The following is a 26429-nucleotide window of genomic DNA, read 5'->3' as shown; positions in this document are numbered from 1 at the left end:
TCCTAACTGACCTTGATCTCGACATCCACGCCGGCTGCGAGATTCAACTTGAGAAGCGCGTCCACCGTCTTCTCCGTAGGCTCGATGATGTCCATGATCCGCTTATGCGTGCGAATCTCGAACTGATCGCGCGAGCTCTTATCCACGTGCGGCGAACGCAACAGGGTGTACCGTTCGATCTTGGTCGGCAGCGGGATTGGGCCCTTGACGATGGCGCCGGTCCGTTTCGCGGTATCGACGATTTCCGAAGCCGAGCGATCGATAAGCCTATGATCGAAGGCCTTGAGACGAATTCTGATCTTTTGGTTGGCCATGGTCCCTACTCAAGTATCTTCGACACCACGCCCGCACCCACCGTACGACCGCCCTCGCGGATGGCAAACCGCAGGCCTTCCTCCATGGCGATCGGACTGATGAGGCTGATCGTGAGCCGGACGTTGTCGCCGGGCATCACCATTTCGGTCCCGGCGGGCAGATCGCAGGAACCGGTGACGTCGGTGGTCCGGAAATAGAACTGCGGGCGGTAGCCCTGAAAGAACGCCGTATGGCGCCCGCCTTCCTCCTTGCTCAGGACATAGACCTCGGCCTCGAAGCGGGTATGGGGCTTGATACTGCCGGGCTTGCACAGCACCTGGCCGCGCTCGACCTCTTCGCGCTTGGTGCCGCGCAGCAGCACGCCGATGTTGTCGCCGGCCTGACCCTGATCGAGCAGCTTGCGGAACATCTCGACCCCGGTGACGGTGGTCTTCACGGTGTCCCGCAGACCCACGATCTCGACCTCATCACCGACCTTCACGATGCCGCGCTCGACGCGTCCGGTCACGACCGTGCCGCGTCCGGAGATCGAGAACACATCCTCGACGGGCATGAGAAAGGCGCCGTCGATGGCGCGCTCGGGTTGCGGGATGTAGCTGTCCAGGGCCTCGGCAAGCTTCAAGATGGCCGGCTCGCCGATCTCGGACGCGTCCCCCTCGAGGGCCTTCAGGGCCGAGCCCACCACGATCGGGGTCTTGTCCCCCGGGAACTCATAGCGATCGAGGAGCTCGCGCACCTCCATCTCCACGAGCTCCAGGAGTTCCTTGTCATCGACCATGTCGGCCTTGTTCAGGAACACCACGATATAGGGTACGCCCACCTGGCGGGCGAGCAGGATGTGCTCGCGGGTCTGGGGCATGGGGCCGTCGGCCGCCGATACCACCAGGATCGCACCGTCCATCTGCGCGGCCCCGGTGATCATGTTCTTGATGTAGTCGGCATGCCCCGGGCAGTCGACGTGCGCATAGTGGCGACTGGGCGTCTGATACTCCACGTGCGCGGTAGCGATGGTGATACCGCGGGCGCGCTCCTCGGGGGCGTTGTCGATCTGGTCGTAGGCCTTGAACTCGCCCCCGAACTTCGTCGACAGGACCTTGGTCAGGGCCGCCGTGAGCGTGGTCTTGCCATGATCGACGTGGCCTATCGTGCCCACATTCAGATGGGGCTTCGTGCGTTCAAATTTTCCCTTGGACACCGTGGGTACCTCGTAGGCTGAATCGTTTTCGTTCTAACTGGCTTTCTTTATGACCTGTTCTGCGATATTGCTCGGCGCCACCGCATAGCGCTTGAACTCCATCGCGTAGGTCGCGCGGCCCTGCGTCGCCGATCGCAGCGAGGTCGCGTACCCAAACATCTCCGCAAGCGGCACCTCGGCGCGCACGACCTTGCCGGCCGGCGCATCTTCCATGGCCTGAATGACCCCGCGCCGCGAGCTCAAATCGCCGTTCACGCTGCCCATGTAATCCTCGGGCGTCACCACCTCGACGGCCATAATCGGCTCAAGAAGCGCCGGATCGGCCTTCAGGCACCCCTCGCGAAAGGCCATGCTTGCCGCCATCTTGAAGGCGTTTTCCGACGAATCGACCTCGTGGTAGGACCCGTAATAGAGGGCCACCTTGACGTCCACCACCGGGAAGCCCGCCTGGATACCGCGCTCAAGGGCCTCGCGCACGCCCTTCTCGACCGCCGGTATGTACTCCCGCGGAATCACGCCACCCTTGATCTCGTCGACGAACTCAAAGCCCTTCCCGGGCTCCTGCGGCTCGATGCGCAGAAACACATGCCCGTACTGGCCGCGCCCACCACTTTGCTTGGCAAACTTGTGCTCCTGCTCGACCTTCTTGCGAATGGTCTCGCGATACGCGACCTGCGGCTTACCGACGCTCGCCTCGACCCCAAACTCGCGCTTCATGCGGTCGACGATGATCTCCAGATGCAGCTCGCCCATGCCCGATATGATGGTCTGCCCGGATTCCTCATCGGTGCGCACGCGGAACGACGGATCCTCCTGGGCGAGCCGCCCCAGCGCCAGACCCATCTTCTCCTGATCGGCCTTGGTCTTTGGTTCCACCGCCTGCGAAATGACAGGCTCCGGGAACTCCATGCGCTCAAGCGTGACCACGCGTTCGGGGTCGCATAGCGTATCACCCGTGGTCATGTTCTTCAGGCCCACGGCCGCGGCGATATCGCCGGCGCGGACTTCCTTGATCTCGTCACGATGGTTGGCGTGCATCTGCAAAAGCCGCCCGACGCGCTCTTTTTTGGACTTGACCGGATTGAACACCGAGTCGCCGCTCTTTAGCACCCCGGAATAGACCCGGAAGTAGACGAGCTGGCCCACAAACGGGTCGGTCGCTATCTTGAACGCGAGCGCTGCGAACGGCGCGTCATCGTCCGCCGGACACTCGACCGTCGTGCCCTCCTTGTCGTCCAGATGCCCGACGATCGCCTTCTTCTCCCTGGGCGACGGCAGGTAGTCGATGACCGCGTCGAGCATCGACTGTACACCCTTGTTCTTGAACGCCGAGCCGCACAAGGTCACGACGATCTGCGAGGCCAGGCTGCGCGCGCGCAGGCCCGCCTTAATCTCCTCGACCGTCAGCGTCTCTCCGCCGAGGTACTTGTCCATCAAGGTCTCATTGGCCTCGGCGGCGGCCTCGATCATGCGTTCCCGCCACTTCTCGCACTCCGCGCGCATCTCCGCGGGGATCTCGCGCTCCTCGAAGCGCATACCCTGGGTCGCGTCGTCCCAATAGATCGCCTTCATCTTCACGAGATCCACGACCCCCTGAAAACGATCCTCGGCGCCGATCGGCAGCTGGATGGGCACCGGTGTCGCGCCCAGGCGCACCCGTACCTGCTCTACCACGCGCAGGAAATTTGCGCCTGCACGGTCCATCTTGTTCACAAACGCGATACGCGGCACGCCGTACTTGTTGGCCTGCCGCCACACCGTCTCCGACTGCGGCTCGACCCCGCCTACCGCACAAAACAGCGCACACGCGCCGTCGAGCACGCGTAGCGACCGCTCGACTTCGATGGTGAAGTCCACGTGACCGGGTGTGTCGATGATGTTGATGCGATGCTCGGGGTAATTCGCGGCCATGCCCTTCCAGAAACAGGTCGTGGCGGCCGATGTGATCGTAATCCCGCGCTCCTGCTCCTGCTCCATCCAGTCCATGACGGCCGCGCCCTCATGAACCTCCCCGATCTTGTGGGACACGCCCGTGTAGAACAGGATCCGCTCCGTGGTGGTGGTCTTACCCGCATCGATGTGGGCCATGATGCCGATGTTGCGATAACGGTCGATTGGTGTCGTACGAGCCACGGCCAGATCCTTACGCTAAATTCGTGAGTTTGCGTCTTCTACCAGCGATAATGGGAGAATGCCTTGTTGGCTTCCGCCATGCGGTGCACTTCCTCGCGCTTCTTGACCGCATTGCCGCGACGTTCGGCGGCATCGAGCAATTCCCCTGCAAGCCGCGCACCCATGGACTTCTCGCCGCGCGAGCGCGCCGCATCGACCACCCAGCGCATCGCCAGGGCGAGCTGCCGGCCCGGACGCACCTCGACCGGTACCTGATAGGTCGCGCCGCCCACCCGCCGGCTCTTGACCTCGACCAGGGGCTTGGCATTGTCGATGGCCTGCTGGAACACGGCCAGCGGCTCGCCCTTGTTCCGCGAAGCGATCGTCTCAAGCGCCCCGTAGATGATCTTCTCGGCCACCGACTTCTTGCCGCTTTGCATCACCACGCTCATGAACTTCGTGAGCATCTCGCTCCCGTATTTCGGATCGGGCCGCGTCGGGCGCTTGGGAACTTCTCTTCTTCTCGGCATATTCTCAACCTTCACACCATTTCGAACGAGAAAACGCCGCAACTGGCATGTGCGGCGTACCCTGCTTCATGATCGTCTTAGGATTTCGGCCGCTTGGCCCCATACTTCGAGCGGCCCTGCCGGCGATCCGCAACACCCGCGGTATCCAGCGACCCGCGCACCGTGTGGTAGCGTACACCCGGCAAGTCCTTCACGCGGCCTCCGCGGATGAGAACGACCGAGTGCTCCTGGAGGTTATGGCCTTCGCCCCCTATGTAGCTCGTCACCTCGTAGCCGTTTGTGAGACGCACGCGCGCGACCTTGCGCAGCGCGGAGTTCGGCTTCTTCGGCGTGGTCGTGTAGACGCGCGTACAGACGCCGCGCTTTTGCGGGCAGGCGTTTAGGGCCGGCACCGTCGTCTTCTTCTGCGGCTGTACCCGCGGCTTACGGACCAACTGGTTAATCGTGGGCATTCATGACTCCGATGCAAATGCTGGCCTTAGACCCCAATGCACAAACGGGCCTGGCTTCAAAGGTGCGCGATTTTAGGCATAATGGCGGCCCCTGTCAAGAGCACTTCGACAGGGGCCGACCCGTTAGGCCGACACCGCCTTGTCGCCGCCGTCGCCCTTGTCACGCATCGGCAACAGGGCCTCGCGCAGGGCCGCGGCCTCATCCTTCTCGTCGGCGCGCTTGCGCTTGCGTTCCTGATGGTGCGCAAGCCCGCTGCCGGCCGGGATCAGACGACCGACGATGACATTCTCCTTCAAACCGCGCAGCCGATCGCGCTTGCCGCTTATGGCGGCCTCGGTCAGGACCCGCGTCGTTTCCTGGAAGGACGCCGCCGAGATGAACGACTCGGTAGCGAGCGATGCCTTGGTGATACCGAGCAGCAGGCGCTCGCCGGTGGCCGGCCGCTTCCCGGCCGCCTCCACCTCCTCGTTGGCGTCCAGCAGGCGCGCCCGCTCGATCTGCTCGCCGGGCAGGAACTGGGTGTCGCCGGCATCGATGATGCGCACCTTGCGCAGCATCTGGCGCACGATCACCTCGATGTGCTTGTCGTTGATCTTCACGCCCTGCAGCCGATACACGTCCTGGACCTCATCCACGATGAAGTTGGCCATGGCCTCGACACCGAGCAATCGCAGGATATCCGACGACACCGGGGGACCGTCGACGATAGCCTCGCCCTGCTCCACAGTCTCGCCCTCGAACACCATGATATGGCGGCCCTTCGGAATCAGGTATTCGTGTTCCTCGCCGCTCTTGTCGGTGATCAGCAGCCGCTGCTTGCCCTTGGTATCCTTGCCAAACGACACCACACCGCTCGTCTCCGCCAGGATCGCGTGATCCTTGGCCTTGCGCGCCTCGAAGAGCTCAGCCACGCGCGGCAAGCCTCCCGTGATGTCACGTGTCTTGGAGCTCTCCTGCGGGATGCGGGCGAGTACGTCGCCCACCCCGACCTTGAGTCCATCCTCGACGGTGATGATCGCGCCCGGCGGCAGCATGTATTTTGCCGGGATGTCGGTACCGGGTATGAAGAGACCCTTACCCTTCCCATCCAAAAGCGCGATCATCGGGCGGATGTCCTTGGCCCCCGAGCGGTGCTTCGGATCCAGGACCACGTAGGTGCTAAGCCCCGTCACCTCATCGGTCTGCTTGTTGACCGTCACGCCATCGATCAGGTCCGTGAAGGCCACGTTGCCGGCCACTTCGGTGATGATGGGATGGGTATGCGGATCCCAATTTGCCACCACGCGCCCGGCCTTGACCTTGTCGCCTTCGCTCACGTTCAGGATGGCGCCGTATGGTACCTTGTAGCGCTCGCGGTCACGCCCGTGATCATCTTGCACGACGAGCTCGCCGGAACGCGATACCGCCACATTGTTGCCGCTCGCGTGGCGAATCAGCTTCAGGTTGTTGAAGCGCACCGAACCATTGGACTTGACCTCGATCCCACTTACCGCGGTGGCGCGCGATGCCGCGCCGCCGATGTGGAAGGTGCGCATGGTGAGCTGGGTCCCGGGTTCGCCGATGCTCTGGGCCGCGATCACGCCCACCGCCTCGCCCTGGTTGACGAGATGACCCCGTCCCAGGTCGCGACCGTAGCATAACGCACAGATCCCATAACGGGTCTCGCAGGTCACAGGCGAGCGCACGATCACCTGATCGATATTGCGCTCCTCGAGCAGACGCACCTTGCGTTCGTCGAGCAGCGCGTTATGCGCCACCAGCACGGTGTTGTCGGCCGGGTCGACGACGTCCCCTATGACCACGCGCCCGAGCACGCTTTCGCGCAACGGCACCACCACCTCGCCACCCTCCACGATCACGCTCTTGCGGATCCCGGTCTGGGTGCCGCAATCGGGCTCCGTGACCACCAGGTCCTGGCACACGTCGACGAGCCGGCGCGTCAGGTAGCCGGAGTTGGCCGTCTTCAAGGCAGTGTCGGCCAAGCCCTTGCGCGCGCCGTGCGTCGAGATGAAGTACTGCAATACGTTCAGGCCCTCGCGGAAATTCGCCGTGATCGGCGTCTCGATGATGGACCCGTCCGGCTTGGCCATGAGACCGCGCATGCCGGCGAGCTGACGAATCTGGGCGGCGCTACCGCGCGCGCCGGAGTCTGCCATCATGTAGATCGAGTTGAACGACGGCTGGGTGACGGTCTTGCCGGTGGCATCGACCACGTCTTCGACGCCGAGCTTGTCCATCATCGACTTGGCCACGCGCTCGCTGGTGTGGGTCCAGATGTCCACCACCTTGTTGTAGCGCTCGCCGTCGGTAAGCAGTCCCGACGCGTACTGCGTCTGAATACCGCGCACCTCGGCCTCGGCATCCCCGATGATCTTGGCCTTCTCGGCAGGCGTCACCATGTCGTTCACGCCGATCGAGATGCCGGCGCGCGCCGCGAATGCAAAGCCCGTATACATGAGCTGGTCGGCAAAGATCACGGTCTCCTTCAGGCCCACCTGCCGGTAGCAGGCATTGATGAGCTCCGAGATGGTCTTTTTCTTCAAATCGCGGTTCACCAGCGCAAAGGGGAGGCCGTCTGGCAGAAGCTCCGACAGCAGGGCCCGGCCCACGGTCGTCTCGACCAGTTTTATGGTCTTCACCTTGTTGCCGGCGTCATCGATCGTGACCTCCGGTATGCGCACGCGGCACTTCGCGTGCAGCGCCACCTTGCGGCTCTCGTAGGCGCGATGCACCTCGGCCACGTCCGCAAACACCTTGCCCTCGCCCAGGGCGTTTACGCGTACGCGCGTCATGTAGTAGAGCCCGAGCACGATGTCCTGCGAAGGGACGATGATCGGCTCACCGTTCGCCGGTGACAGAATGTTGTTCGAGGACATCATGAGGCTGCGTGCCTCGAGCTGGGCCTCCAACGAAAGCGGGACATGCACCGCCATCTGATCGCCGTCGAAGTCGGCGTTGTAGGGTGCGCACACCAGCGGGTGGAGCTGAATGGCCTTGCCCTCGACGAGCACGGGCTCGAAGGCCTGAATGCCCAGGCGGTGGAGCGTGGGCGCCCGGTTCAACAGCACCGGGTGCTCGCGAATGACCTCCTCGAGTATGTCCCAGACCTCGGGGCTCGCCTGTTCAACCATCTTCTTGGCGGCCTTGATGGTCGTCGCCAACCCGCGCATCTCGAGTTTGCTGAAGATGAAGGGCTTGAAGAGCTCGAGCGCCATCTTCTTCGGGAGACCGCACTGATGCAGCTTAAGGGCGGGGCCGACCACGATGACCGAGCGCCCCGAGTAGTCCACGCGTTTGCCGAGCAGGTTCTGCCGGAAGCGCCCCTGCTTGCCTTTGATCATGTCGGCGAGCGACTTCAGCTGGCGCTTATTGGCGCCGGTGATCGCCTTGCCGCGCCGCCCGTTGTCGAGCAGTGCGTCGACCGCCTCCTGCAGCATGCGCTTTTCGTTGCGCACGATGATATCGGGGGCGTTCAGGTCCAAGAGCCGCTTCAGGCGGTTGTTGCGGTTGATCACGCGCCGATACAGATCGTTCAGGTCCGAGGTCGCAAACCGCCCGCCATCGAGCGGCACCAACGGCCGAAGCTCCGGCGGCAGCACCGGCAGGATCTCGATGACCATCCATTCCGGGCGGTTCCCGGAATGCAGGAACGCCTCTATGACCTTGAGGCGCTTGGCGAGCTTCTTGATCTTGGTCTCCGAGGTCGTGCCGCCCAATTCCTCGCGCAGCTTGGCGGCCTCTCCGGCGAGATCGATGCCGCGCAAAAGATCGCGGACCGCCTCGGCCCCCATGCGCGCGTCGAACTCGTCACCATATTGCTCGATGGCCTCGAGATAGGAATCCTCCGACAAGAGCTGACTGCGCTCAAGCGGCGTCATGCCCGGGTCCACGACTACATAGGCCTCGAAGTACAACACGCGCTCGATGTCGCGCAAGGTCATATCGAGGACCAGGCCCATGCGCGAAGGCAGGGACTTCAGGAACCAGATGTGCGCGACCGGGCTTGCCAGCTCGATGTGCCCCATGCGTTCCCGGCGCACCTTGGAGAGCGTCACCTCGACCCCGCACTTCTCGCAGATCACGCCGCGATGCTTCAGGCGCTTGTACTTGCCGCACAAGCACTCGTAGTCCTTGATGGGGCCGAAGATCTTTGCGCAGAACAGCCCGTCACGCTCAGGCTTGAACGTACGATAATTGATCGTCTCGGGCTTCTTGACCTCCCCGAAAGACCACGAGCGTATCTTGTCCGGGGATGCCAGGCCGATCCGGATGGAATCGAAATCCTCGGTCTTGCCTGCCTGCTTAAACAAATTGAATAGGTCTTTCAAGTCGATCTCCTCAACGCGGCCGCAGTCGCGGCCTGTCGTTTGCGGTCAAATATCGCAGAACGGGTTATCCTTGATCGAGCTCGATATCGATACCGAGCGAACGGATCTCCTTGATGAGCACATTGAACGACTCGGGCATACCAGCCTCCATCTTATGGTCACCCTTCACGATGTTCTCAAACATCTTGGTCCGGCCCGTCACGTCATCCGACTTCACGGTCAGCATCTCCTGCAAGGTGTAGGCGGCCCCGTAGGCCTCCAACGCCCACACCTCCATTTCCCCGAATCGCTGGCCTCCGGACTGCGCCTTGCCGCCCAGCGGCTGCTGCGTCACGAGACTGTACGGACCGGTCGAGCGGGCATGCATCTTGTCATCGACGAGATGGTTCAGTTTCAGCATGTACATGTACCCGACAGTGATCGGCCGATCGAACGCCTCTCCGGTGCGGCCGTCATATAATGTCGTCTGGCCGGTACGCGGCAAATCGGCAAGTTCCAGGAGGTCCATGATCTCCTCCTCGGTGGCGCCATCGAACACCGGCGTCGCTATCGGCACACCCTTCACCAGATTGCCGGCCAGGGCCACGATATCGCCATCGTCAAGCGACGCAAGGTCCTCCTTCTGCCCCCCGCCGTTATAAACCTTCTCCAGGAACTCGCGCAGCTTGGCGGCCTCCACGTGCTGCTTTAGCATTTCATTGATCTTGTTGCCAAGCCCGCGCGCCGCCCATCCGAGATGGGTCTCCAGGACCTGACCCACGTTCATGCGTGATGGCACGCCAAGCGGGTTCAGAACGATGTCGACGGTGTCGCCGTTGGCCATGTAGGGCATGTCTTCCACGGGCACGATGCGCGATATGACACCCTTGTTGCCGTGCCGTCCGGCCATCTTGTCGCCCGGCTGAAGTCTGCGCTTCACGGCCACATAGACCTTGACCATCTTCAGCACGCCTGGCGGCAGATCGTCGCCGGCGATGAGCTTCTGACGCTTCTCCTCGAGCCTTGCATCAAACTCGATCTTCTGCTGCGCCAGGTGGTCGCGAATCGCCTCGACCGCCTCGCTCACCTCTTCATCGCGCATCCGGACCTCGAACCATTGCGCATGGTTCAGTCCCTCGAGATAGCCCTTGGTGACCTTGTCGCCAGCCTTCAGGCCCTTGGGACCGCCTTCCGCGACCTTGCCCAAAAGCAGATTCTCGATGCGCCCGAAGGCATCGTTCTCGACGATCCGATACTGGTCGTTTAAGTCCTTGCGGATACCGACCAGGGCCTGCTCCTCGTTCTGGCGCGCACGCGCATCCTTCTCGACGCCATCGCGCGTGAACACCTGCACATCGATGACCGTCCCCGACATACCCGAAGGCAGCCGCAAGGAGCTATCCTTCACATCGGAGGCCTTTTCGCCGAAGATCGCGCGCAGCAACTTCTCTTCGGGCGTAAGCTGCGTCTCGCCCTTGGGCGTGACCTTGCCCACGAGGATGTCGCCCGGATTCACCTCGGCGCCGATATAGATGATCCCCGACTCATCAAGCTTGGACAGCGCGCCCTCGCCCACGTTCGGAATATCGCGTGTGATCTCCTCGGGCCCGAGCTTGGTGTCGCGCGATACAGTCGAGAGCTCCTCGATATGAATGGTCGTGAACGTATCGTCCTCGACCACGCGCTCGGATATCAGAATCGAATCCTCGAAGTTGTATCCGTTCCAGGGCATGAACGCGATCAGGACGTTACGCCCAAGCGCGAGCTCCCCCATGTCGGTCGAGGGCCCATCGGCCAACACGTCGCCCTTGGCGATCATGTCGCCCACGCGCACCAGCGGCTTTTGGTTGATGTTCGTGTTCTGATTCGAGCGCGTGTACTTGATGAGGTTGTAGATATCGACACCCGCCTTGTCGGTCTCGGTCTCCTCGTCATTGACGCGCACCACGATACGGCTCGCATCCACCGAGTCCACGCGTCCGCCGCGTCGCGCCGTCACCGCGACCCCCGAGTCCACCGCCACGGTCCGCTCCATGCCGGTGCCGACGAGCGGCTTCTCGGAGCGCAAGGTAGGCACCGCCTGGCGCTGCATGTTCGACCCCATGAGCGCGCGGTTCGCGTCATCGTGTTCAAGAAACGGGATGAGCGAGGCGGCCACCGACACGATCTGCGCCGGCGCCACGTCGATGTAATCGACCTTCGATACCGCAGACAGCGTGAACTCATTACGATGGCGGCACGACACCATCTCATCGGTCAGGTTTCCGTCGGCATCGACCGCGGCGTTGGCCTGGGCGATGATGAACTTGCCTTCCTCGATCGCCGATAGGTACTCGATCTTGTCGGTCACACGGCCATCGACCACTTTGCGATAGGGTGTCTCAAGAAAACCGTACTCGTTGGTGCGCGCGTAGACCGCGAGCGAATTGATGAGTCCGATATTCGGGCCTTCCGGGGTCTCGATCGGGCATACCCGGCCATAATGCGTCGGATGGACGTCGCGGACCTCGAAGCCCGCGCGTTCGCGCGTAAGCCCACCGGGTCCGAGCGCCGACACGCGCCGCTTGTGCGTCACCTCGGACAACGGGTTGGTCTGATCCATGAACTGCGAGAGCTGGCTCGATCCAAAAAACTCCTTGATGACCGCCGACACCGGTTTGGCGTTTATGAGTTCCTGCGGCATCAGGTTCTCGGATTCGGCCAGACTCAGGCGTTCCTTGACCGCGCGTTCGACGCGCACAAGCCCGATCCGGAACTGGTTCTCGGCGAGCTCGCCCACGGAGCGCACGCGGCGGTTGCCGAGGTGATCGATATCGTCGATCTCGCCTTGGCCGTTTTTCAGGCCGATCAGCACCTTCATGACGTCGATGATGTCGTCGCGACTCAAGATGCCCGGACCCTCGTCGCTCGCGCGCCCGAGGCGGCGATTGAATTTCATGCGCCCGACTGCCGAAAGATCGTAGCGGTCGAGACTGAAAAACAGGCTCGAAAAGAGGTTTTGCGCGGCCTCCTTCGTGGGCGGCTCACCGGGGCGCATCATGCGATAGATCTCGATCTGCGCCTCCATGGCATCGCGCGTCGAATCGATCCGCAATGTGTCGGAAATATACGAACCGCGGTCGAGCTCGTTTGTGTAGAGCGTGCGGATCTCGGCGATTCCGGCCTTCATGAACTTCTGGATCAGGTCTGCCGTCACTACCTCGTTGGCCTGGGCGATGAGCTCCCCGGTGCCGGCATCGATGACATCCTCGCCAAGCGGGCGCCCCGCCAGAAACGACACGACATGTTCGGGCGGGATCGCGAGCTCCGTCATCTTGGCCTTGTCGATCTCGCGCACATGGCGCGCGGTGATGCGCTGATCCTTCTTCACGATCACCTCGCCCGTAGGCGATACGATGTCGAAATCGGCCTGATCCCCGCGTAGCCTCTGGGCGATGAGCTTAAGGCGCACATTGCCGTCGGCAAGCAGGAAGGTATCCATCTCAAAAAACGTCTGCAGGATGTCCTGGCCTGTCATGCCGAGCGCGCGCAGAAGGGTCGTGGCCGGCAGCTTGCGGCGCCGATCGATGCGCACGTACAGGAAATCCTTCGGGTCGAACTCGAAATCGAGCCACGAACCGCGATAAGGGATGATGCGCGCGGAGAACAACAGCTTCCCGGATGAGTGGGTCTTGCCGTAATCGTGATCGAAGAACACGCCGGGCGACCTATGCAGCTGGGAGACGATGACGCGCTCGGTGCCGTTGATGATAAAGGTGCCGTTTTCGGTCATGAGCGGGATCTCACCCAGATAGACCTCCTGCTCCTTGATGTCGCGCACCGACTTGGCGCCGGTCGTCTCATCCTTCGAAAACACCACGAGACGCAAAAGCACGCGCAGCGGGGCCGCGTAGATGAGCCCGCGCTGCTGGCACTCCTTGACATCGAACAAGGGCGTGCCGAGCCGATAGCTCACAAACTCGAGGGCCGCCGTGCCGTTGTAGGATTCGATCGGAAACACGGACTTGAACGCCGCCTGCAGCCCCTGATCGATGCGTTGCGTGCGCTCGACCTCGGCCTGCAAAAACCCCTGATACGATTCTTTCTGCGTCGCGAGCAGATACGGAACTTGCAAGAGGCTCGGGCGCTTGCCGAAACTCTTGCGGATGCGCTTTTTCTCGGTGAATGAATAGCTCATAGGTTCCTCAGCTCTGGATATCCGGATGATTCCGAACGATAAACAAAGACGGACAGGCCGGTTCTCACCAGCCTGTCCCGACGATCACCCTCTCGTCACCGCTATTTTCTGGGGCAATCAGCCACCCTTACTTCAGGTCGACCTTGGCGCCAGCCTCTTCCAGCTGCTTCTTCATGGTCTCCGCATCCGCCTTGGCCACTGCCTCCTTCACCGTCGCCGGCGCCGACTCGACCAGATCCTTGGCCTCTTTCAGGCCCAGGTTGGTGATCGCGCGCACCGCCTTGATGACGCCGACCTTGTTGTCCCCGATCGCCGCCAACACCACGTCGAAGCTGTCCTTCTCGGCAGCCGCGGCAGCACCCGGGGCGGCACCACCCGGGGCTGCGACCGCAACCGCGGCGGCTGCAGCCGACACGCCGAACTTCTCTTCCATTTCCTTGATCAACGCCGACAGGTCGAGCACCGACATGTTCGCGATCGTGTTCAGGATTTCTTCCTTCGATACCGCCATGATGCTATCTCCTCGAAAATTGACTTGACCTTTAAAGCCTTGAAGGCGCGACGTTACTGCGCCTTATCGCGTATCGCCGCAAGCGTCCGCACGAACCGTGCCGGCACCTCGTTCAACGTGCGCACGAACTGCGCGATCGGCGCCTGCATGGTGCGCATCAAGGTCGCCAGCAGCACCTCGCGGCTTGGCAGCAGCGCCAACGCCTGCAACTGCTCGCCGGTCATGAGCGCACCGCCCATGGCCCCGACCTTGATCACGAGCTTGTCGTTGGCACGCGCGAACTCGCTCAGGACCTTGGCGACCGCCACCGGATCGGACGACGCCGCAAACGCCAATGGCCCTTTCAGATGGCCATCGAGACACGCAAACGACGTGTTGGCGACCACGCGCCGCACCAAGGTGTTCTTGACGACCTTGACGTAGACACCGGCCTTGCGCGCCTCGGCGCGCAGGCTCGTCATCTGCGCCACGGTCAAACCCCGGTACTCGGCAACTACCGCCGCTTCCGCGCCTGCAATGGCCGCAGAGACCTCGGCTACGACCGCCTTCTTTTGCTCAAGATTGAGACTCAACGAATCACCTCCTTCGCTCCCTCGGCATGAGGGCCCAGTGACCCGTGGCTTTAAAGGCCTCGGACACCATCTGCGCCGGCCACATTAAGCGTTTCCGCACCGGCGGTCTTCGACATCTGTCCGTATTCGGGACAGCCCGCCCTGCCTTACTGTGGCAGGGATCCCTGGTCGACGCGCACCCCGGGACCCATGGTCGCAGACAGGGTGACGCGCTTGACATAAATCCCCTTGGAGGCCGTGGGCTTGGCCTTCTGCAAGGCGGCGATCAACGCCAGAAAGTTCTCCTTCAGGGCCTCTTCCGTGAACGACACCTTGCCGATCGCGCAGTGCACGATACCCGCCTTGTCGGCGCGATACTGCACCTGGCCGGCCTTGGCATTCTCCACGGCCTTGGCCGCGTTGGGTGTCACGGTGCCGACCTTGGGGTTCGGCATGAGGCCGCGTGGGCCCAGGATCTGACCCAGCTGACCTACGACGCGCATGGCCTCGGGGGTCGCTATCACCACATCGAAATCGAGGTTTCCGGCCTTGATCTGATCGGCGAGGTCCTGGAATCCGACCACATCGGCCCCGGCCTTGCGCGCCGCGGCGGCCGCCTCGCCTTCCGCGAACACCGCCACGCGCACGCTCTTGCCCGTGCCGCGCGGCATGACCGCCGACCCGCGCACGTTCTGATCCGACTTGCGCGGGTCGATGCCGAGATTCACTGCCACCTCGACCGCTTCATCGAATTTCGCGCTCGCGGTCTTCTTCACGACCGCCAGGGCCTCGTCGAGACCATAGAGCCGGGTGCGGTCGACGAGTGGGCGCAGGGCCCGTAGACGCTTGCCGCCTTTCACGATCTCGGCCATCAGACGCCCTCCGTTTCCAGACCCATGCTGCGCGCGCTGCCCGCGATCAGGCGCACGGCGGCCTCCAGGTCGGTGGTATTGAGATCCGGCATCTTAAGGCGCGCGATCTCCTCGAGCTGCGCGCGGCTCACCCGGCCGACCTTGTCGGTATGCGGGGTCTTGCTGCCACTCGTGATGCCGGCGGCCTTTTTCAGCAGAATGCTTGCCGGCGGCGTCTTGGTGACGAACGTAAAGCTCTTGTCGCTATACGCGGTTATGACCACCGGGATCGGCAGCCCCTCCTCCATGCCCTGCGTGCGGGCATTGAAGGCCTTGCAAAACTCCATGATGTTCAGTCCGCGCTGACCGAGCGCAGGTCCGATCGGCGGCCCGGGGGTCGCCTTCGTCGCCGGCACCTGCAACTTGATGTAGGCGTCGATCTTCTTTGCCATATGGGCTCCTCGTGGGGTGCAAACGCCTTCCGGCTCCCCCGTTCATGTGCGCGATCCGGCGCGGTTACGCCTTCTCGACTTGACTGAAGTCCAGCTCGACCGGTGTCTGGCGACCAAAGATCGATACCGAGACCTTGAGCTTGCTCTTTTCGTAATTGACGTCTTCGACGGTGCCGTTGAAGTCCAGGAACGGGCCGTCGATCACGCGCACCTGTTCTCCGCTGGTAAACGAGAACTTCGGCCTTGGCTTCTCCACGCCGTCTTGTACCTGGCGCAGGATCATCTCGGCCTCCTTGTCGCTGATGGGGGTAGGCTTGGTGCCCGAGCCGCCGATGAACCCGCTGACCTTGGGGACTGCCTTGACGAGATGCCACGATTCATCGGTCATCTCCATGCGCACCAGCACATAGCCGGGGAAAAATTTCCGCTCGCTGGTGCGGCGCTGACCGCTCTTCATCTCGACGACCTCTTCGGTCGGTACCAGGATCTCCCCAAACAGATCCTGCATGCCGGCGCGCGCAATGTGCTCCTTCAAGGTCTTTTCGACGCTCTTCTCGAATCCCGAGAACGCGTGCACGACATACCACCGCATCGCCATCGGATCACGACCTCCCGGTTAACATACTGACACTCTTGATCAAGCCGAGGTCCACGACCCACAAGAACAGCGCGATCAGGAGCACGAGCACGATAACCACCAGTGTCGTTTGCACCGTTTCCTTGCGCGTGGGCCAAACGACCTTGCTCAACTCGACCCGCGCCTCTTTGACAAACGTCCACGCCGAACGCCCCGTGGGCGTCTGCATGACCGCTGCCGTCGCCAGCGCCAAGCCCGCCAACAATGCCACGACACGCCACAGCTCGGGCTCGTTTGCAAGCATGTAGTAACCGACGACGCCGGCCGCCAGCAACATCATGGCCGCGGTCAGCTTTAGCTTATCCACCATTACTGCCCACACACCTTAAAGAACGGATGGCAGGCCAGGAGGGAATCGAACCCCCAACCTTCGGTTTTGGAGACCGACGCTCTGCCAATTGAGCTACTGGCCTAAACTCGAACCGCCGAAGACCTTGAAACCCCTACTCAAGTATCTTCGACACCACGCCCGCACCCACCGTACGACCGCCCTCACGGATGGCAAACCGCAGGCCTTCCTCCATGGCGATCGGACTGATGAGGCTGATCGTGAGCCGGACGTTGTCGCCGGGCATCACCATTTCGGTCCCGGCGGGCAGATCGCAGGAACCGGTGACGTCGGTGGTCCGGAAATAGAACTGCGGGCGGTAGCCCTGAAAAAACGCCGTATGGCGCCCGCCTTCCTCCTTGCTCAGGACATAGACCTCGGCCTCGAAGCGGGTATGGGGCTTGATACTGCCGGGCTTGCACAGCACCTGGCCGCGCTCGACCTCTTCGCGCTTGGTGCCGCGCAGCAGCACGCCGATGTTGTCGCCGGCCTGACCCTGATCGAGCAGCTTGCGGAACATCTCGACCCCGGTGACGGTGGTCTTCACGGTGTCCCGCAGACCCACGATCTCGACCTCATCACCGACCTTCACGATGCCGCGCTCGACGCGTCCGGTCACGACCGTGCCGCGTCCGGAGATCGAGAACACATCCTCGACGGGCATGAGGAAGGCGCCGTCGATGGCGCGCTCGGGTTGCGGGATGTAGCTGTCCAGGGCCTCGGCAAGCTTCAAGATGGCCGGCTCGCCGATCTCGGACGCGTCCCCCTCGAGGGCCTTCAGGGCCGAGCCCACCACGATCGGGGTCTTGTCCCCCGGGAACTCATAGCGATCGAGGAGCTCGCGCACCTCCATCTCCACGAGCTCCAGGAGTTCCTTGTCATCGACCATGTCGGCCTTGTTCAGGAACACCACGATATAGGGTACGCCCACCTGGCGGGCGAGCAGGATGTGCTCGCGGGTCTGGGGCATGGGGCCGTCGGCCGCCGATACCACCAGGATCGCACCGTCCATCTGCGCGGCCCCGGTGATCATGTTCTTGATGTAGTCGGCATGCCCCGGGCAGTCGACGTGCGCATAGTGGCGACTGGGCGTCTGATACTCCACGTGCGCGGTAGCGATGGTGATGCCGCGGGCGCGCTCCTCGGGGGCGTTGTCGATCTGGTCGTAGGCCTTGAACTCGCCCCCGAACTTCGTCGACAGGACCTTGGTCAGGGCCGCCGTGAGCGTGGTCTTGCCATGATCGACGTGGCCTATCGTGCCCACATTCAGATGGGGCTTCGTGCGTTCAAATTTTCCCTTGGACACCGTGGGTACCTCAGTTTATGAACCGTTCTTCCCAGGCCGCCGTTCGCCGCCCGGTCTTGCATCTGGAGCCCATAATCGGAATCGAACCGATGACCTCTTCCTTACCAAGGAAGTGCTCTACCGACTGAGCTATATGGGCCGATCATCCTCACATATGCCTCAAACTGGAGCGGGTGATGGGAATCGAACCCACGCTATCAGCTTGGAAGGCTGAAGTTCTACCATTGAACTACACCCGCCTAACGCGCCTGCTTGATAGGCCTTGCCACCATAACGATGGTGGAGGGGGGAGGATTCGAACCTCCGAAGGCAGAGCCGTCAGATTTACAGTCTGATCCCTTTGGCCGCTTGGGTACCCCTCCAAACAGTAAGCCGCGAATTGTGATTAAGGGATGAGCCCTTGTCAACACCCCGCATCATTCATGGACGCGCCCGGGCACCCATGAGATTCAGGGCCGAGCCCGCCCAGAACCAGTGGATCTGCTCGGCCGTGAGGGTGTGGTGCGCCCTCATCTCCCAGGTCCCACCATCCGCGCCCCTGATCACGACAGGCACGGGCACCCCCGGCGCGAGCGCACGGATATCGGGCAGACTCACGCGGTCATCGCGCTTGAGGCGGTCGTAGTCGCCAGGATCGGCGAACGTAAGCGGCAAGACCCCCTGCTTTTTCAGGTTGGTCTCGTGAATGCGCGCAAAGCTGCGCACCAGGATCACGCGGCCGCCGAGATAGCGCGGCGACATCGCCGCATGCTCGCGGGAGCTGCCTTCCCCGTAGTTGACATCGCCCACCGCCACCCATCCGAGACCCCGCGCCTTATAGGCGCGCGCGAGGCGCGCAAGCGGCACGCCGGCCTCTTGCGTTACGACATCGAACCCCGTCCCCGGGGCATCGGCGAAGGCGTTGGTGGCCCCCATGAACAGATTGTCGCTGATCCGGTCCAAGTGACCGCGATACTTGAGCCAGGGGCCGGCGGCCGATATATGGTCGGTCGTGCACTTGCCGGCGGCCTTCAACAGGATCGGCAAGCCCTGGAAATCCTCCAGTGTGGGCGCCGGGAACGGCGCCAACAGGCTCAGGCGTTCGCTATCGGCGCGGATCTGCACCGTCACCGCGGCCCCATCCTCGCGCGGCGATGTATAGCCGCCGGCCTCGGCCACAAAGCCGGCCGCGGGAAGCTCGTCTGCGACCGGCGGGGCCAGAGATACGATCTTGCCATCCACCGCGATCCCGGCCAGCGGGTTCTCACTGAGACTCCCGGTGAGGGCATAGGCGGTCACCACCTCAGGGCTTGCGATAAACGCGTGCGTACCGGGATTGCCGTCGTTGCGCCGCGGGAAGTTGCGGTTGTACGAGGTCAGGATGCTGTTGGGCGTGCCCGCCGCCACATCCTCACGCTGCCATTGGCCTATGCACGGGCCGCAGGCATTCGCGAGCACGGTGGCCCCTATGGCCTCGAGGTCCGCCAGCAACCCGTCGCGCTCTATGGTGGCGCGCACCTGCTCGGAACCGGGCGTCACCAGAAACGGTATCCGGGCCTTCATCCCCAGGGCACGCGCCTGGCGCGCCACATGCGCGGCCCGCCCGATATCCTCATAAGACGAGTTCGTGCAGCTCCCGATCAACGCCGCCTGCAGGGTCTCGGGGTAACCGTGGGCGCGGACATCATCGGCCAGAGCTGAGACCGGCCGCGCGAGATCCGGTGTGTGCGGACCCACGACATGGGGCTCGAGGGTGGCGAGATCGATGGTCACGACCCGGTCGAAGGCCTCATCGGGATGGGCGGTCACCTCGGCGTCGGCGGTCAGGTGCGGCGCCAGGGCCCGGGCCCTGGCCGCAAGCCGTGCCCGGCCGGTCTTTTCCAGATAAGCGGCCATGCGCTCGTCGAACGGAAACACCGAGGTGGTCGCCCCGAGCTCCGCGCCCATATTCGTGATCGTGGCCTTGGCCGTGGCACTCAAGGACGCGGTGCCCGGCCCGAAATATTCGATGATATGACCAGTCCCACCGCTCGTGGTCAGGAGCCCGGCGAGCCTCAAAATGACGTCCTTGCCGCTCGTCCAGCCGGAGGGGCGACCGACCAACCGCACCCCGATGCGCTTCGGCCACTGTAGCTCCCAGGGCATGCCCACGAGCACGTCTACGGCATCGGCGCCGCCCACACCGATGGCGAGCATGCCAAGGCCGCCGGCATTGGGCGTATGGGAATCCGTTCCGATCATGAGCCCACCCGGAAAGGCATAGTGCTCGAGCACGACCTGGTGAATGATCCCCGAACCCGGCTGCCAGAAGCCGATGCCGTATTTAGCAGCCACCGATGCCAGGAAGGCGTAGACCTCCTCGTTGGTGCCCTCGGCGATCCTGAGATCCTCGCGCGCCCCGACCCGGGCCCGGATCAAATGATCGCAATGGACGGTCGTCGGGACCGCGACCTCGGCGCGCCCCGCGCTCATAAACTGCAGCAAGGCCATCTGCGCGGTGGCATCCTGCATGGCCACGCGATCGGGATGGAAGGCCTCGGTGCTGGCGCCGGGCACCGGCAGGCGGCCACGATCCACCCAGTGCGCGAACAGGATCTTCTCGGCAAGACTGAGCGGGCGACGCAACCGCTCCCTTATCCCCGCGAGACGGGCCTCGAGATGGGCATAGTAGGCAAGCGCGCCGTCTTCGGCATCGGCGGGAAATTTTTCCATGGACGTGTTCTCAGGGCGGCCGCCCTACTCTCAAAAGACCCGGTAAAGGTGTAAGCCCGCAGAGGGATTTGAACCCCCGACCCTCTGATTCATACCCGCTACTGCTTTCGCAGCCCACGCCAATGGTTTGGGGTCTGGACTTTCTCTTCACCTTGTCGGGCACGCAGGCACGATTTAGGTGGATGGTGTAAAGTCTCTACACTCGCCGCTCATCGCGGCTAGCACGGGATTGCCACAGGGTGGTGCCCCAAGGTTTCCCCGTTTTAGCCATCTCCACTGCATCCGTTTCCGGGTGCAGGTGCAATTTTACAAATCAGATGCTCTACCAGCTGAGCTATGCGGGCACTGGAAGCGGGGTGTTATTCTAGGGAAAGGCGCGACGTACCGCAACCGGATACCTGGGGGCCGAGGGCCCGTACTCATGCCGCAGGGCCCGCCCCTGCATCCTTATGAGGGCATCGCCGCCCAACGAAAAGCCCGCCTTCGGCTCGCAATACGACCGAAGGTGCCGCTCGTGGCGTACCGGCAGGCCCACTTAAGGACCGCCCGCGCAGCGCCTATAGCCGATACCGGTGAGTTTTTTGAAGGGCCCGCGAGACGCGGCCGGCAGGCGGATCTCGGCATAGTAGCGGGGTGGCGCGCCGAACGGCCCCATGCGCGCCGCCACGCGGTGGGCCTGCAACACCTGCAGTTCCTGCAAGGCGGCCTTCTTTTGCAGGAACACGCCGAGCGACAAGACCTCGCCGCCGGCCGGCCCGTGCGTGACGTACGCACCGGCCACACCGAGACGGCGCAATGCGCCGGCGGACGGCCACGGGGGCCCGGCCGGCACATAGACCCGATAGGCCGGGGGTCCGGGATGGCTCACCACGCGACCGCGCACACCGCTCCGGCGCAATAAGGCCGCGGCCGACGCCCGCCGTCTCACCGGCCCGAGCTCCCAACACTGGCGCGCCGGGGTCGCGGGGATGGTACGCCCCGGGGTCGTGAACGCGGCCTTCTTGAGAGGGGACGCGGCACGCGGCCGACTGGCCCCAGGGGGAGCGGGCACGGCCCTAAGGGGCGCACTCGGCGGCACCGGTGCGACCTTGGGTGTCCCGGCAGTGGCGGCAGCCGCCGGGCGAGACACGACCCGCAACCGCCCTGGGTGGATCGGACGCGGCAGGGGGTGGGGCACGGCCCCATGGGTATAGTTCCAGAGCCCGAGCGCCAGATTGGCAAACAGCAGCAGACCGACCACGATCTTCATGACACCATCACCGCCAGGCCCTCGAGGGTCAGGTGCGCGACATGCTCGAAGGGGGTGCTGAGGTAGGGGGCTAGGCGCGCGGCATCACCACCGGTCAATACGAGCCGCGCGTCATGGCCGAGCACCGCCCCCTGATCCCGAAAGAGGCGTTCTATGGCGCCGGCCGCGCCGAGCATCAGGCCGCCACCCACGGCGTCCTGGGTGGTACGCCCGTAGGCCGCGTAAAACCTGTCCCCGGGCGAGCCCGTGAGCCTTGGGGCGATGAGGCGCAGGGCGCAAGCGGCGGCGGAAAGACCGGGCAGAATGGCGCCCCCCTGAAAGACCCCGTCGCCGTCCAGCGCATCGACCGTGATCGCCGTGCCGCAATCGGCCACGCACACCGCTTGCCCGGGAAAGCGCGCCCGCGCCCCGGCCAGCGCCGCGAACCGATCCGCGCCGAGGGTCTCCGGCGGTTCATAGAGACTCGAGACGCCAAAGCCCTCGCGCAATGAGGGGTACCATTGCGGGGCCAGCGCCCACTGCTCCTCGCAAAACCGCACGAATGCCTCGTTGCGATGCCGCGCGACGGAGATCGCCGCGATCATAGTCGGCCTCACAGAGCCCGTAAGCCGCGTGGTATACGCCTCCACGCCGCTATAGTCCCCGGAGCCGAAACCCGAAAGCGTGGCGCCTTCCGCCCACGCCCACTTGATGCGCGTATTGCCGAGGTCACAAAGAAGCCTCATAGCGGGCGCACACTCACATCCCCGGCCTGCACCCGCCGCCGCTTCCCCTTAACCTCTACTACCAAGGCCCCCTCCTCATCGACGTCCACCACGAGCGCCGCGAAGGATTCCCGCCCTTCGTGGATCCGCACCGCCATGCCCGCAAAGGCATGCCGGCGCCGCCACTCCGTAAGCAACGCCGCCGCACGCCCCTGCCGATAGTCGTCCATGACCGCCAAAAGCTCGCTGATCACCTGCGCCGCCAAGCGACTGCGATCGATCCCCGGGACGATGGCGCAAAGCTCGGCCCACCCCTGATCGATGACCGCGGCCGCGGCCGGGCCGAGCGCCACGTTGATTCCTACCCCCACAACCACGCGCATGGCGCCGGCCTCACCGCGCATCTCGATCAATATCCCGGCGAGCTTGCGTGCCTGCCAGAGCACGTCATTGGGCCACTTCAGCACCGCGCCCGCGACGCCCACGGACTCCAGCGCCCTCGCCACCGCCACGCCCGCGGCGAGGCTCACCACCCCGAACGGGCCCGCGGTCTCGGTCACGGTCCAGGCCACCGACACCAGCACGCTCCCATAAGGGCTCGCTTGCCACGTCCGGCCCCGGCGGCCGCGCCCGGCGGTCTGGCGTTCGGCGAGGCAGGCATACACACCTTCTCCGGGCGCGGCCAGCAAGGCCTGGTTGGTCGAGGCGATCTCCTCATGGATGATAAGACCGTCGAGCGAATGGCCGGTGGCCGCGACCAACCCCTCGATGCGCGCCGCGTCCAGGGGCCGGAAGGCGCTGGGAAGGCGGTAGCCGCGGCGATCCACGGCAATGGGAATATCCGCGGCCAAGCCCACGGCCTTCGATACCGCGGCGCGACTCACTCCAAGCCGCCGCGCCAGCGCGACGCCCGAGTGCTGCTCCCCGTCTGCAAGGACCTCCAGGACCTGATGAAGCAAACTCATTTCGGAAGTCTAGCAAAGAGTGATCGGGGACGAAAAAAACCCCCGATCGCGTATCGCGTCGGGGGTTTTGCATTAAAAGCCTGGCAGTGTCCTACTTTCGCATAGGGAGACCCCATACTATCATCGGCGCTAAGCGTTTTCACTTCCGAGTTCGGAATGGGATCGGGTGGTTCCCGCTCGCTATGGCCACCAGGCAAACCTTCAGTTACCTCCTTACGGAAGCAACCTAAATCGGATAGTGACGCAACAAGGGGGTTGTCGATCTCACAGCACCCTTAAAAACACCTTGGGTGTTATATGATCAAGTCGCACGGTCAATTAGTACGGGTTAGCTCAATCCATTACTGGACTTACACACCCCGCCTATCAACGTCGTAGTCTTCGACGAACCTTTAGGAGAGTTACACTCTCAGGGAGATCTCATCTTGAGGTGGGTTTCCCGCTTAGATGCTTTCAGCGGTTATCCCATCCGTACATAGCTACCCGGCAATGCCATTGGCATGACAACCGGCACACCAGAGGTACGTCCATCCCGGTCCTCTCGTACTAAGGACAGATCCTCTCAAATCTCCAACGCCCACCGCAGATAGGGACCAAACTGTCTCACGACGTTCTAAACCCAGCTCGCGTACCACTTTAAATGGCGAACAGCCATACCCTTGGGACCGGCTACAGCCCCAGGATGTGATGAGCCGACATCGAGGTGCCAAACACCGCCGTCGATATGAACTCTTGGGCGGTATAAGCCTGTTATCCCCGGCGTACCTTTTATCCGTTGAGCGATGGCCCTTCCATACAGAACCACCGGATCACTATGACCTGCTTTCGCACCTGCTCGACGTGTCTGTCTCGCAGTTAAGCACCCTTATGCCATTGCACTCGAAGCGCGATTTCCGACCGCGCTGAGGGTACCTTCGCGCTCCTCCGTTACTCTTTGGGAGGAGACCGCCCCAGTCAAACTACCCACCACACACGGTCCCGGATCCGGATGACGGACCACGGTTAGAACCTCAAACAGGTCAGGGTGGTATTTCACGGTTGGCTCCATGAGGACTAGCGTCCCCACTTCGTTGCCTCCCACCTATCCTACACAGACATGTTCAAAGTCCAGTGTGAAGCTATAGTAAAGGTGCACGGGGTCTTTCCGTCTTGCGGCGGGTATGCTGCATCTTCACAGCAAATTCAACTTCGCTGAGTCTCGGGTCGAGACAGTGTAGCCATCATTACGCCATTCGTGCAGGTCGGAACTTACCCGACAAGGAATTTCGCTACCTTAGGACCGTTATAGTTACGGCCGCCGTTTACTGGGGCTTCGATCAAGAGCTTCGCCTTGCGGCTGACCCCATCACTTAACCTTCCAGCACCGGGCAGGCGTCACACCCTATACGTCCGCTTACGCGTTTGCAGAGTGCTGTGTTTTTATTAAACAGTTGCAGCTACCGTTTCTCTGCGACCTCCATCGGCTCCGGGCGCAGGCCCTTCACCTACCGGAGGCACACCTTCTTCCGAAGTTACGGTGTCAATTTGCCGAGTTCCTTAACCCGAGTTCTCTCAAGCGCCTTGGGATTCTCACCCTGCCCACCTGTGTCGGTTTGGGGTACGGTCGTTCGTTACCTGAAGCATAGAGGATTTTCCTGGAAGCATGGCATCAACCACTTCGGTCCACTTAAGGACCTCGTCATAACGCCTCAGTAATAACCCACCGGATTTGCCTAGTGGATCTACCTACACGCTTAAACCGGGACATCCAACACCCGGCCGGCCTAGCCTTCTCCGTCCCCCCATAGCAGTAACGTCCGGTACAGGAATATTAACCTGTTTCCCATCGACTACGTCTTTCGACCTCGCCTTAGGGGCCGACTCACCCTGCGCCGATTAACGTTGCGCAGGAAACCTTGGGCTTTCGGCGTGCGGGTTTTTCACCCGCATTATCGCTACTCATGTCAGCATTCGCACTTCTGATACCTCCAGCAACCCTTCCGAGTCACCTTCGCAGGCTTACAGAACGCTCCCCTACCACGTGCCTGTCCGAGGACAGGCACATCCGCAGCTTCGGTATACAGCTTGAGCCCCGTTAAATCTTCCGCGCGGGCTGACTCGACCAGTGAGCTATTACGCTTTCTTTAAATGATGGCTGCTTCTAAGCCAACATCCTGGCTGTCTAAGCCTTCCCACATCGTTTCCCACTAAGCTGTAATTTGGGGACCTTAGCTGGCGGTCTGGGTTTTCATCCCTCTTCACGACGGACGTTAGCACCCGCCGTGTGTCTCCCGTGCTGCACTCATTGGTATTCGGAGTTTGCAACGGTTTGGTAATCCGGGATGGACCCCTAGCCGTAACAGTGCTCTACCCCCAATGGTGATACACGAGGCGCTACCTAAATAGCTTTCGGGGAGAACCAGCTATCTCCGGACTTGATTAGCCTTTCACTCCTATCCACAGCTCATCCACCAATTTTTCAACATTGGTTGGTTCGGTCCTCCAGCGGGTGTTACCCCGCCTTCAACCTGGCCATGGATAGATCGTCCGGTTTCGGGTCTACTTCCCGCGACTCATTCGCCCTATTCAGACTCGGTTTCCCTACGCCTCCCCTAAACGGTTAGGCTTGCCACGAAAAGTAACTCGCTGACCCATTATACAAAAGGTACGCAGTCGTCCCGTGCCTCATGGACTCCATGAAGGAGTGCATGAGGCACGGGACTTCCACTGCTTGTACACATACGGTTTCAGGATCTATTTCACTCCCCTCTCCGGGGTTCTTTTCGCCTTTCCCTCACGGTACTGGTTCACTATCGGTCGATAACGAGTATTTAGCCTTGGAGGATGGTCCCCCCATATTCAGACAGGATTCCACGTGTCCCGCCCTACTCTTCGTCACCCACCGACGCCTCTTTTCGTGTACGGGGCTATCACCCTGTATCGCCGGACTTTCCAGACCGTTCCACTAAAAGACGCCGATTTGATGTGACTGGGCTGCTCCGCGTTCGCTCGCCACTACTAACGGAATCTCGGTTGATTTCTTTTCCTCTGGCTACTTAGATGTTTCAGTTCACCAGGTTCGCTTCGGATACCCTATGTATTCAGGTACCGATACC

Annotated in this window: 18 protein-coding genes, 4 tRNA genes and 2 rRNA genes (1 of these 24 only partly in view); all 24 read right to left on the bottom strand. The window is 62.5% G+C overall.

What is annotated here, in order from left to right:
• Positions 1 to 2: 2 nt before the first annotated feature.
• Entirely contained in the window at positions 3 to 314 is a 312-nt protein-coding gene (rpsJ, locus tag C4900_RS02755) for a 30S ribosomal protein S10 (RefSeq protein ID WP_065972132.1), read from the bottom strand.
• A gap of 5 nt (positions 315 to 319) precedes the next feature.
• Entirely contained in the window at positions 320 to 1510 is a 1191-nt protein-coding gene (gene tuf / locus C4900_RS02750) for an elongation factor Tu (RefSeq protein ID WP_065971275.1), read from the bottom strand.
• Between the two features lie 33 nt (positions 1511 to 1543).
• Positions 1544 to 3643, bottom strand: a complete 2100-nt coding sequence (gene fusA, locus C4900_RS02745; RefSeq protein WP_065970328.1) for an elongation factor G — start codon at positions 3641 to 3643, stop codon at positions 1544 to 1546.
• A gap of 38 nt (positions 3644 to 3681) precedes the next feature.
• A complete protein-coding gene (rpsG, locus tag C4900_RS02740) occupies positions 3682 to 4152 on the bottom strand; it encodes a 30S ribosomal protein S7 (RefSeq protein WP_065970330.1) in 471 nt (156 codons plus the stop codon).
• 77 nt (positions 4153 to 4229) lie between these two features.
• Positions 4230 to 4604: a 30S ribosomal protein S12 gene (gene rpsL, locus C4900_RS02735; RefSeq protein WP_065970332.1), complete on the bottom strand. Its 375-nt coding sequence runs from the start codon at positions 4602 to 4604 to the stop codon at positions 4230 to 4232.
• A 123-nt stretch (positions 4605 to 4727) separates the two neighbouring features.
• Entirely contained in the window at positions 4728 to 8933 is a 4206-nt protein-coding gene (gene rpoC / locus C4900_RS02730; protein ID WP_083995807.1) for a DNA-directed RNA polymerase subunit beta', read from the bottom strand.
• 64 nt (positions 8934 to 8997) lie between these two features.
• A complete protein-coding gene (gene rpoB, locus C4900_RS02725) occupies positions 8998 to 13089 on the bottom strand; it encodes a DNA-directed RNA polymerase subunit beta (RefSeq protein ID WP_065970334.1) in 4092 nt (1363 codons plus the stop codon).
• 127 nt (positions 13090 to 13216) lie between these two features.
• Positions 13217 to 13600, bottom strand: a complete 384-nt coding sequence (rplL, locus tag C4900_RS02720; RefSeq protein WP_114282273.1) for a 50S ribosomal protein L7/L12 — start codon at positions 13598 to 13600, stop codon at positions 13217 to 13219.
• A 53-nt stretch (positions 13601 to 13653) separates the two neighbouring features.
• Entirely contained in the window at positions 13654 to 14172 is a 519-nt protein-coding gene (gene rplJ / locus C4900_RS02715) for a 50S ribosomal protein L10 (RefSeq protein ID WP_065970338.1), read from the bottom strand.
• 146 nt (positions 14173 to 14318) lie between these two features.
• A complete protein-coding gene (gene rplA / locus C4900_RS02710; RefSeq protein ID WP_065970345.1) occupies positions 14319 to 15014 on the bottom strand; it encodes a 50S ribosomal protein L1 in 696 nt (231 codons plus the stop codon).
• A gap of 8 nt (positions 15015 to 15022) precedes the next feature.
• Positions 15023 to 15454, bottom strand: coding sequence for a 50S ribosomal protein L11 (rplK, locus tag C4900_RS02705; RefSeq protein WP_065970340.1), 432 nt, complete (start codon positions 15452 to 15454; stop codon positions 15023 to 15025).
• A 64-nt stretch (positions 15455 to 15518) separates the two neighbouring features.
• The gene (nusG, locus tag C4900_RS02700; protein WP_065970342.1) at positions 15519 to 16052 is read right to left on the bottom strand and encodes a transcription termination/antitermination protein NusG; all 534 of its coding nucleotides are present in this window, start codon (positions 16050 to 16052) and stop codon (positions 15519 to 15521) included.
• Positions 16053 to 16056: 4 nt separating this feature from the next.
• On the bottom strand, positions 16057 to 16401 hold the full coding sequence (gene secE / locus C4900_RS02695; RefSeq protein WP_065970344.1) for a preprotein translocase subunit SecE: 345 nt from the start codon (positions 16399 to 16401) through the stop codon (positions 16057 to 16059).
• 27 nt (positions 16402 to 16428) lie between these two features.
• Positions 16429 to 16504, bottom strand: a tRNA-Trp gene (locus tag C4900_RS02690).
• Between the two features lie 30 nt (positions 16505 to 16534).
• On the bottom strand, positions 16535 to 17725 hold the full coding sequence (tuf, locus tag C4900_RS02685; RefSeq protein ID WP_065971275.1) for an elongation factor Tu: 1191 nt from the start codon (positions 17723 to 17725) through the stop codon (positions 16535 to 16537).
• A 63-nt stretch (positions 17726 to 17788) separates the two neighbouring features.
• Positions 17789 to 17864 (bottom strand) — tRNA-Thr (locus C4900_RS02680).
• A gap of 26 nt (positions 17865 to 17890) precedes the next feature.
• Positions 17891 to 17964, bottom strand: a tRNA-Gly gene (locus C4900_RS02675).
• A 38-nt stretch (positions 17965 to 18002) separates the two neighbouring features.
• Positions 18003 to 18087: transfer RNA gene (locus tag C4900_RS02670), tRNA-Tyr, on the bottom strand.
• Between the two features lie 58 nt (positions 18088 to 18145).
• Complete coding sequence (locus tag C4900_RS02665) at positions 18146 to 20416, bottom strand: aconitate hydratase (RefSeq protein ID WP_114282272.1); 2271 nt, start codon at positions 20414 to 20416, stop codon at positions 18146 to 18148.
• Positions 20417 to 20951: 535 nt separating this feature from the next.
• Positions 20952 to 21665, bottom strand: coding sequence for a hypothetical protein (locus tag C4900_RS02660; RefSeq protein ID WP_114282271.1), 714 nt, complete (start codon positions 21663 to 21665; stop codon positions 20952 to 20954).
• A complete protein-coding gene (locus tag C4900_RS02655) occupies positions 21662 to 22390 on the bottom strand; it encodes a type III pantothenate kinase (protein WP_065971711.1) in 729 nt (242 codons plus the stop codon). Before C4900_RS02655 ends, C4900_RS02660 begins: the two co-directional genes overlap by 4 nt.
• On the bottom strand, positions 22387 to 23334 hold the full coding sequence (locus C4900_RS02650) for a biotin--[acetyl-CoA-carboxylase] ligase (protein WP_065971710.1): 948 nt from the start codon (positions 23332 to 23334) through the stop codon (positions 22387 to 22389). Before C4900_RS02650 ends, C4900_RS02655 begins: the two co-directional genes overlap by 4 nt.
• 78 nt (positions 23335 to 23412) lie before the next feature.
• Positions 23413 to 23528, bottom strand: a 5S ribosomal RNA gene (rrf, locus tag C4900_RS02645).
• A gap of 103 nt (positions 23529 to 23631) precedes the next feature.
• Positions 23632 to 26429 (bottom strand): 23S ribosomal RNA (locus C4900_RS02640) (it continues 139 nt past the right edge of the window).

The sequence above is a fragment of the Acidiferrobacter thiooxydans genome (genome assembly GCF_003333315.1).
Lineage (GTDB): Bacteria > Pseudomonadota > Gammaproteobacteria > Acidiferrobacterales > Acidiferrobacteraceae > Acidiferrobacter > Acidiferrobacter thiooxydans.
The sequence above is the reverse complement of the archived record's forward strand: the minus strand, read 5'-3'. Positions and strand labels throughout refer to the sequence as shown.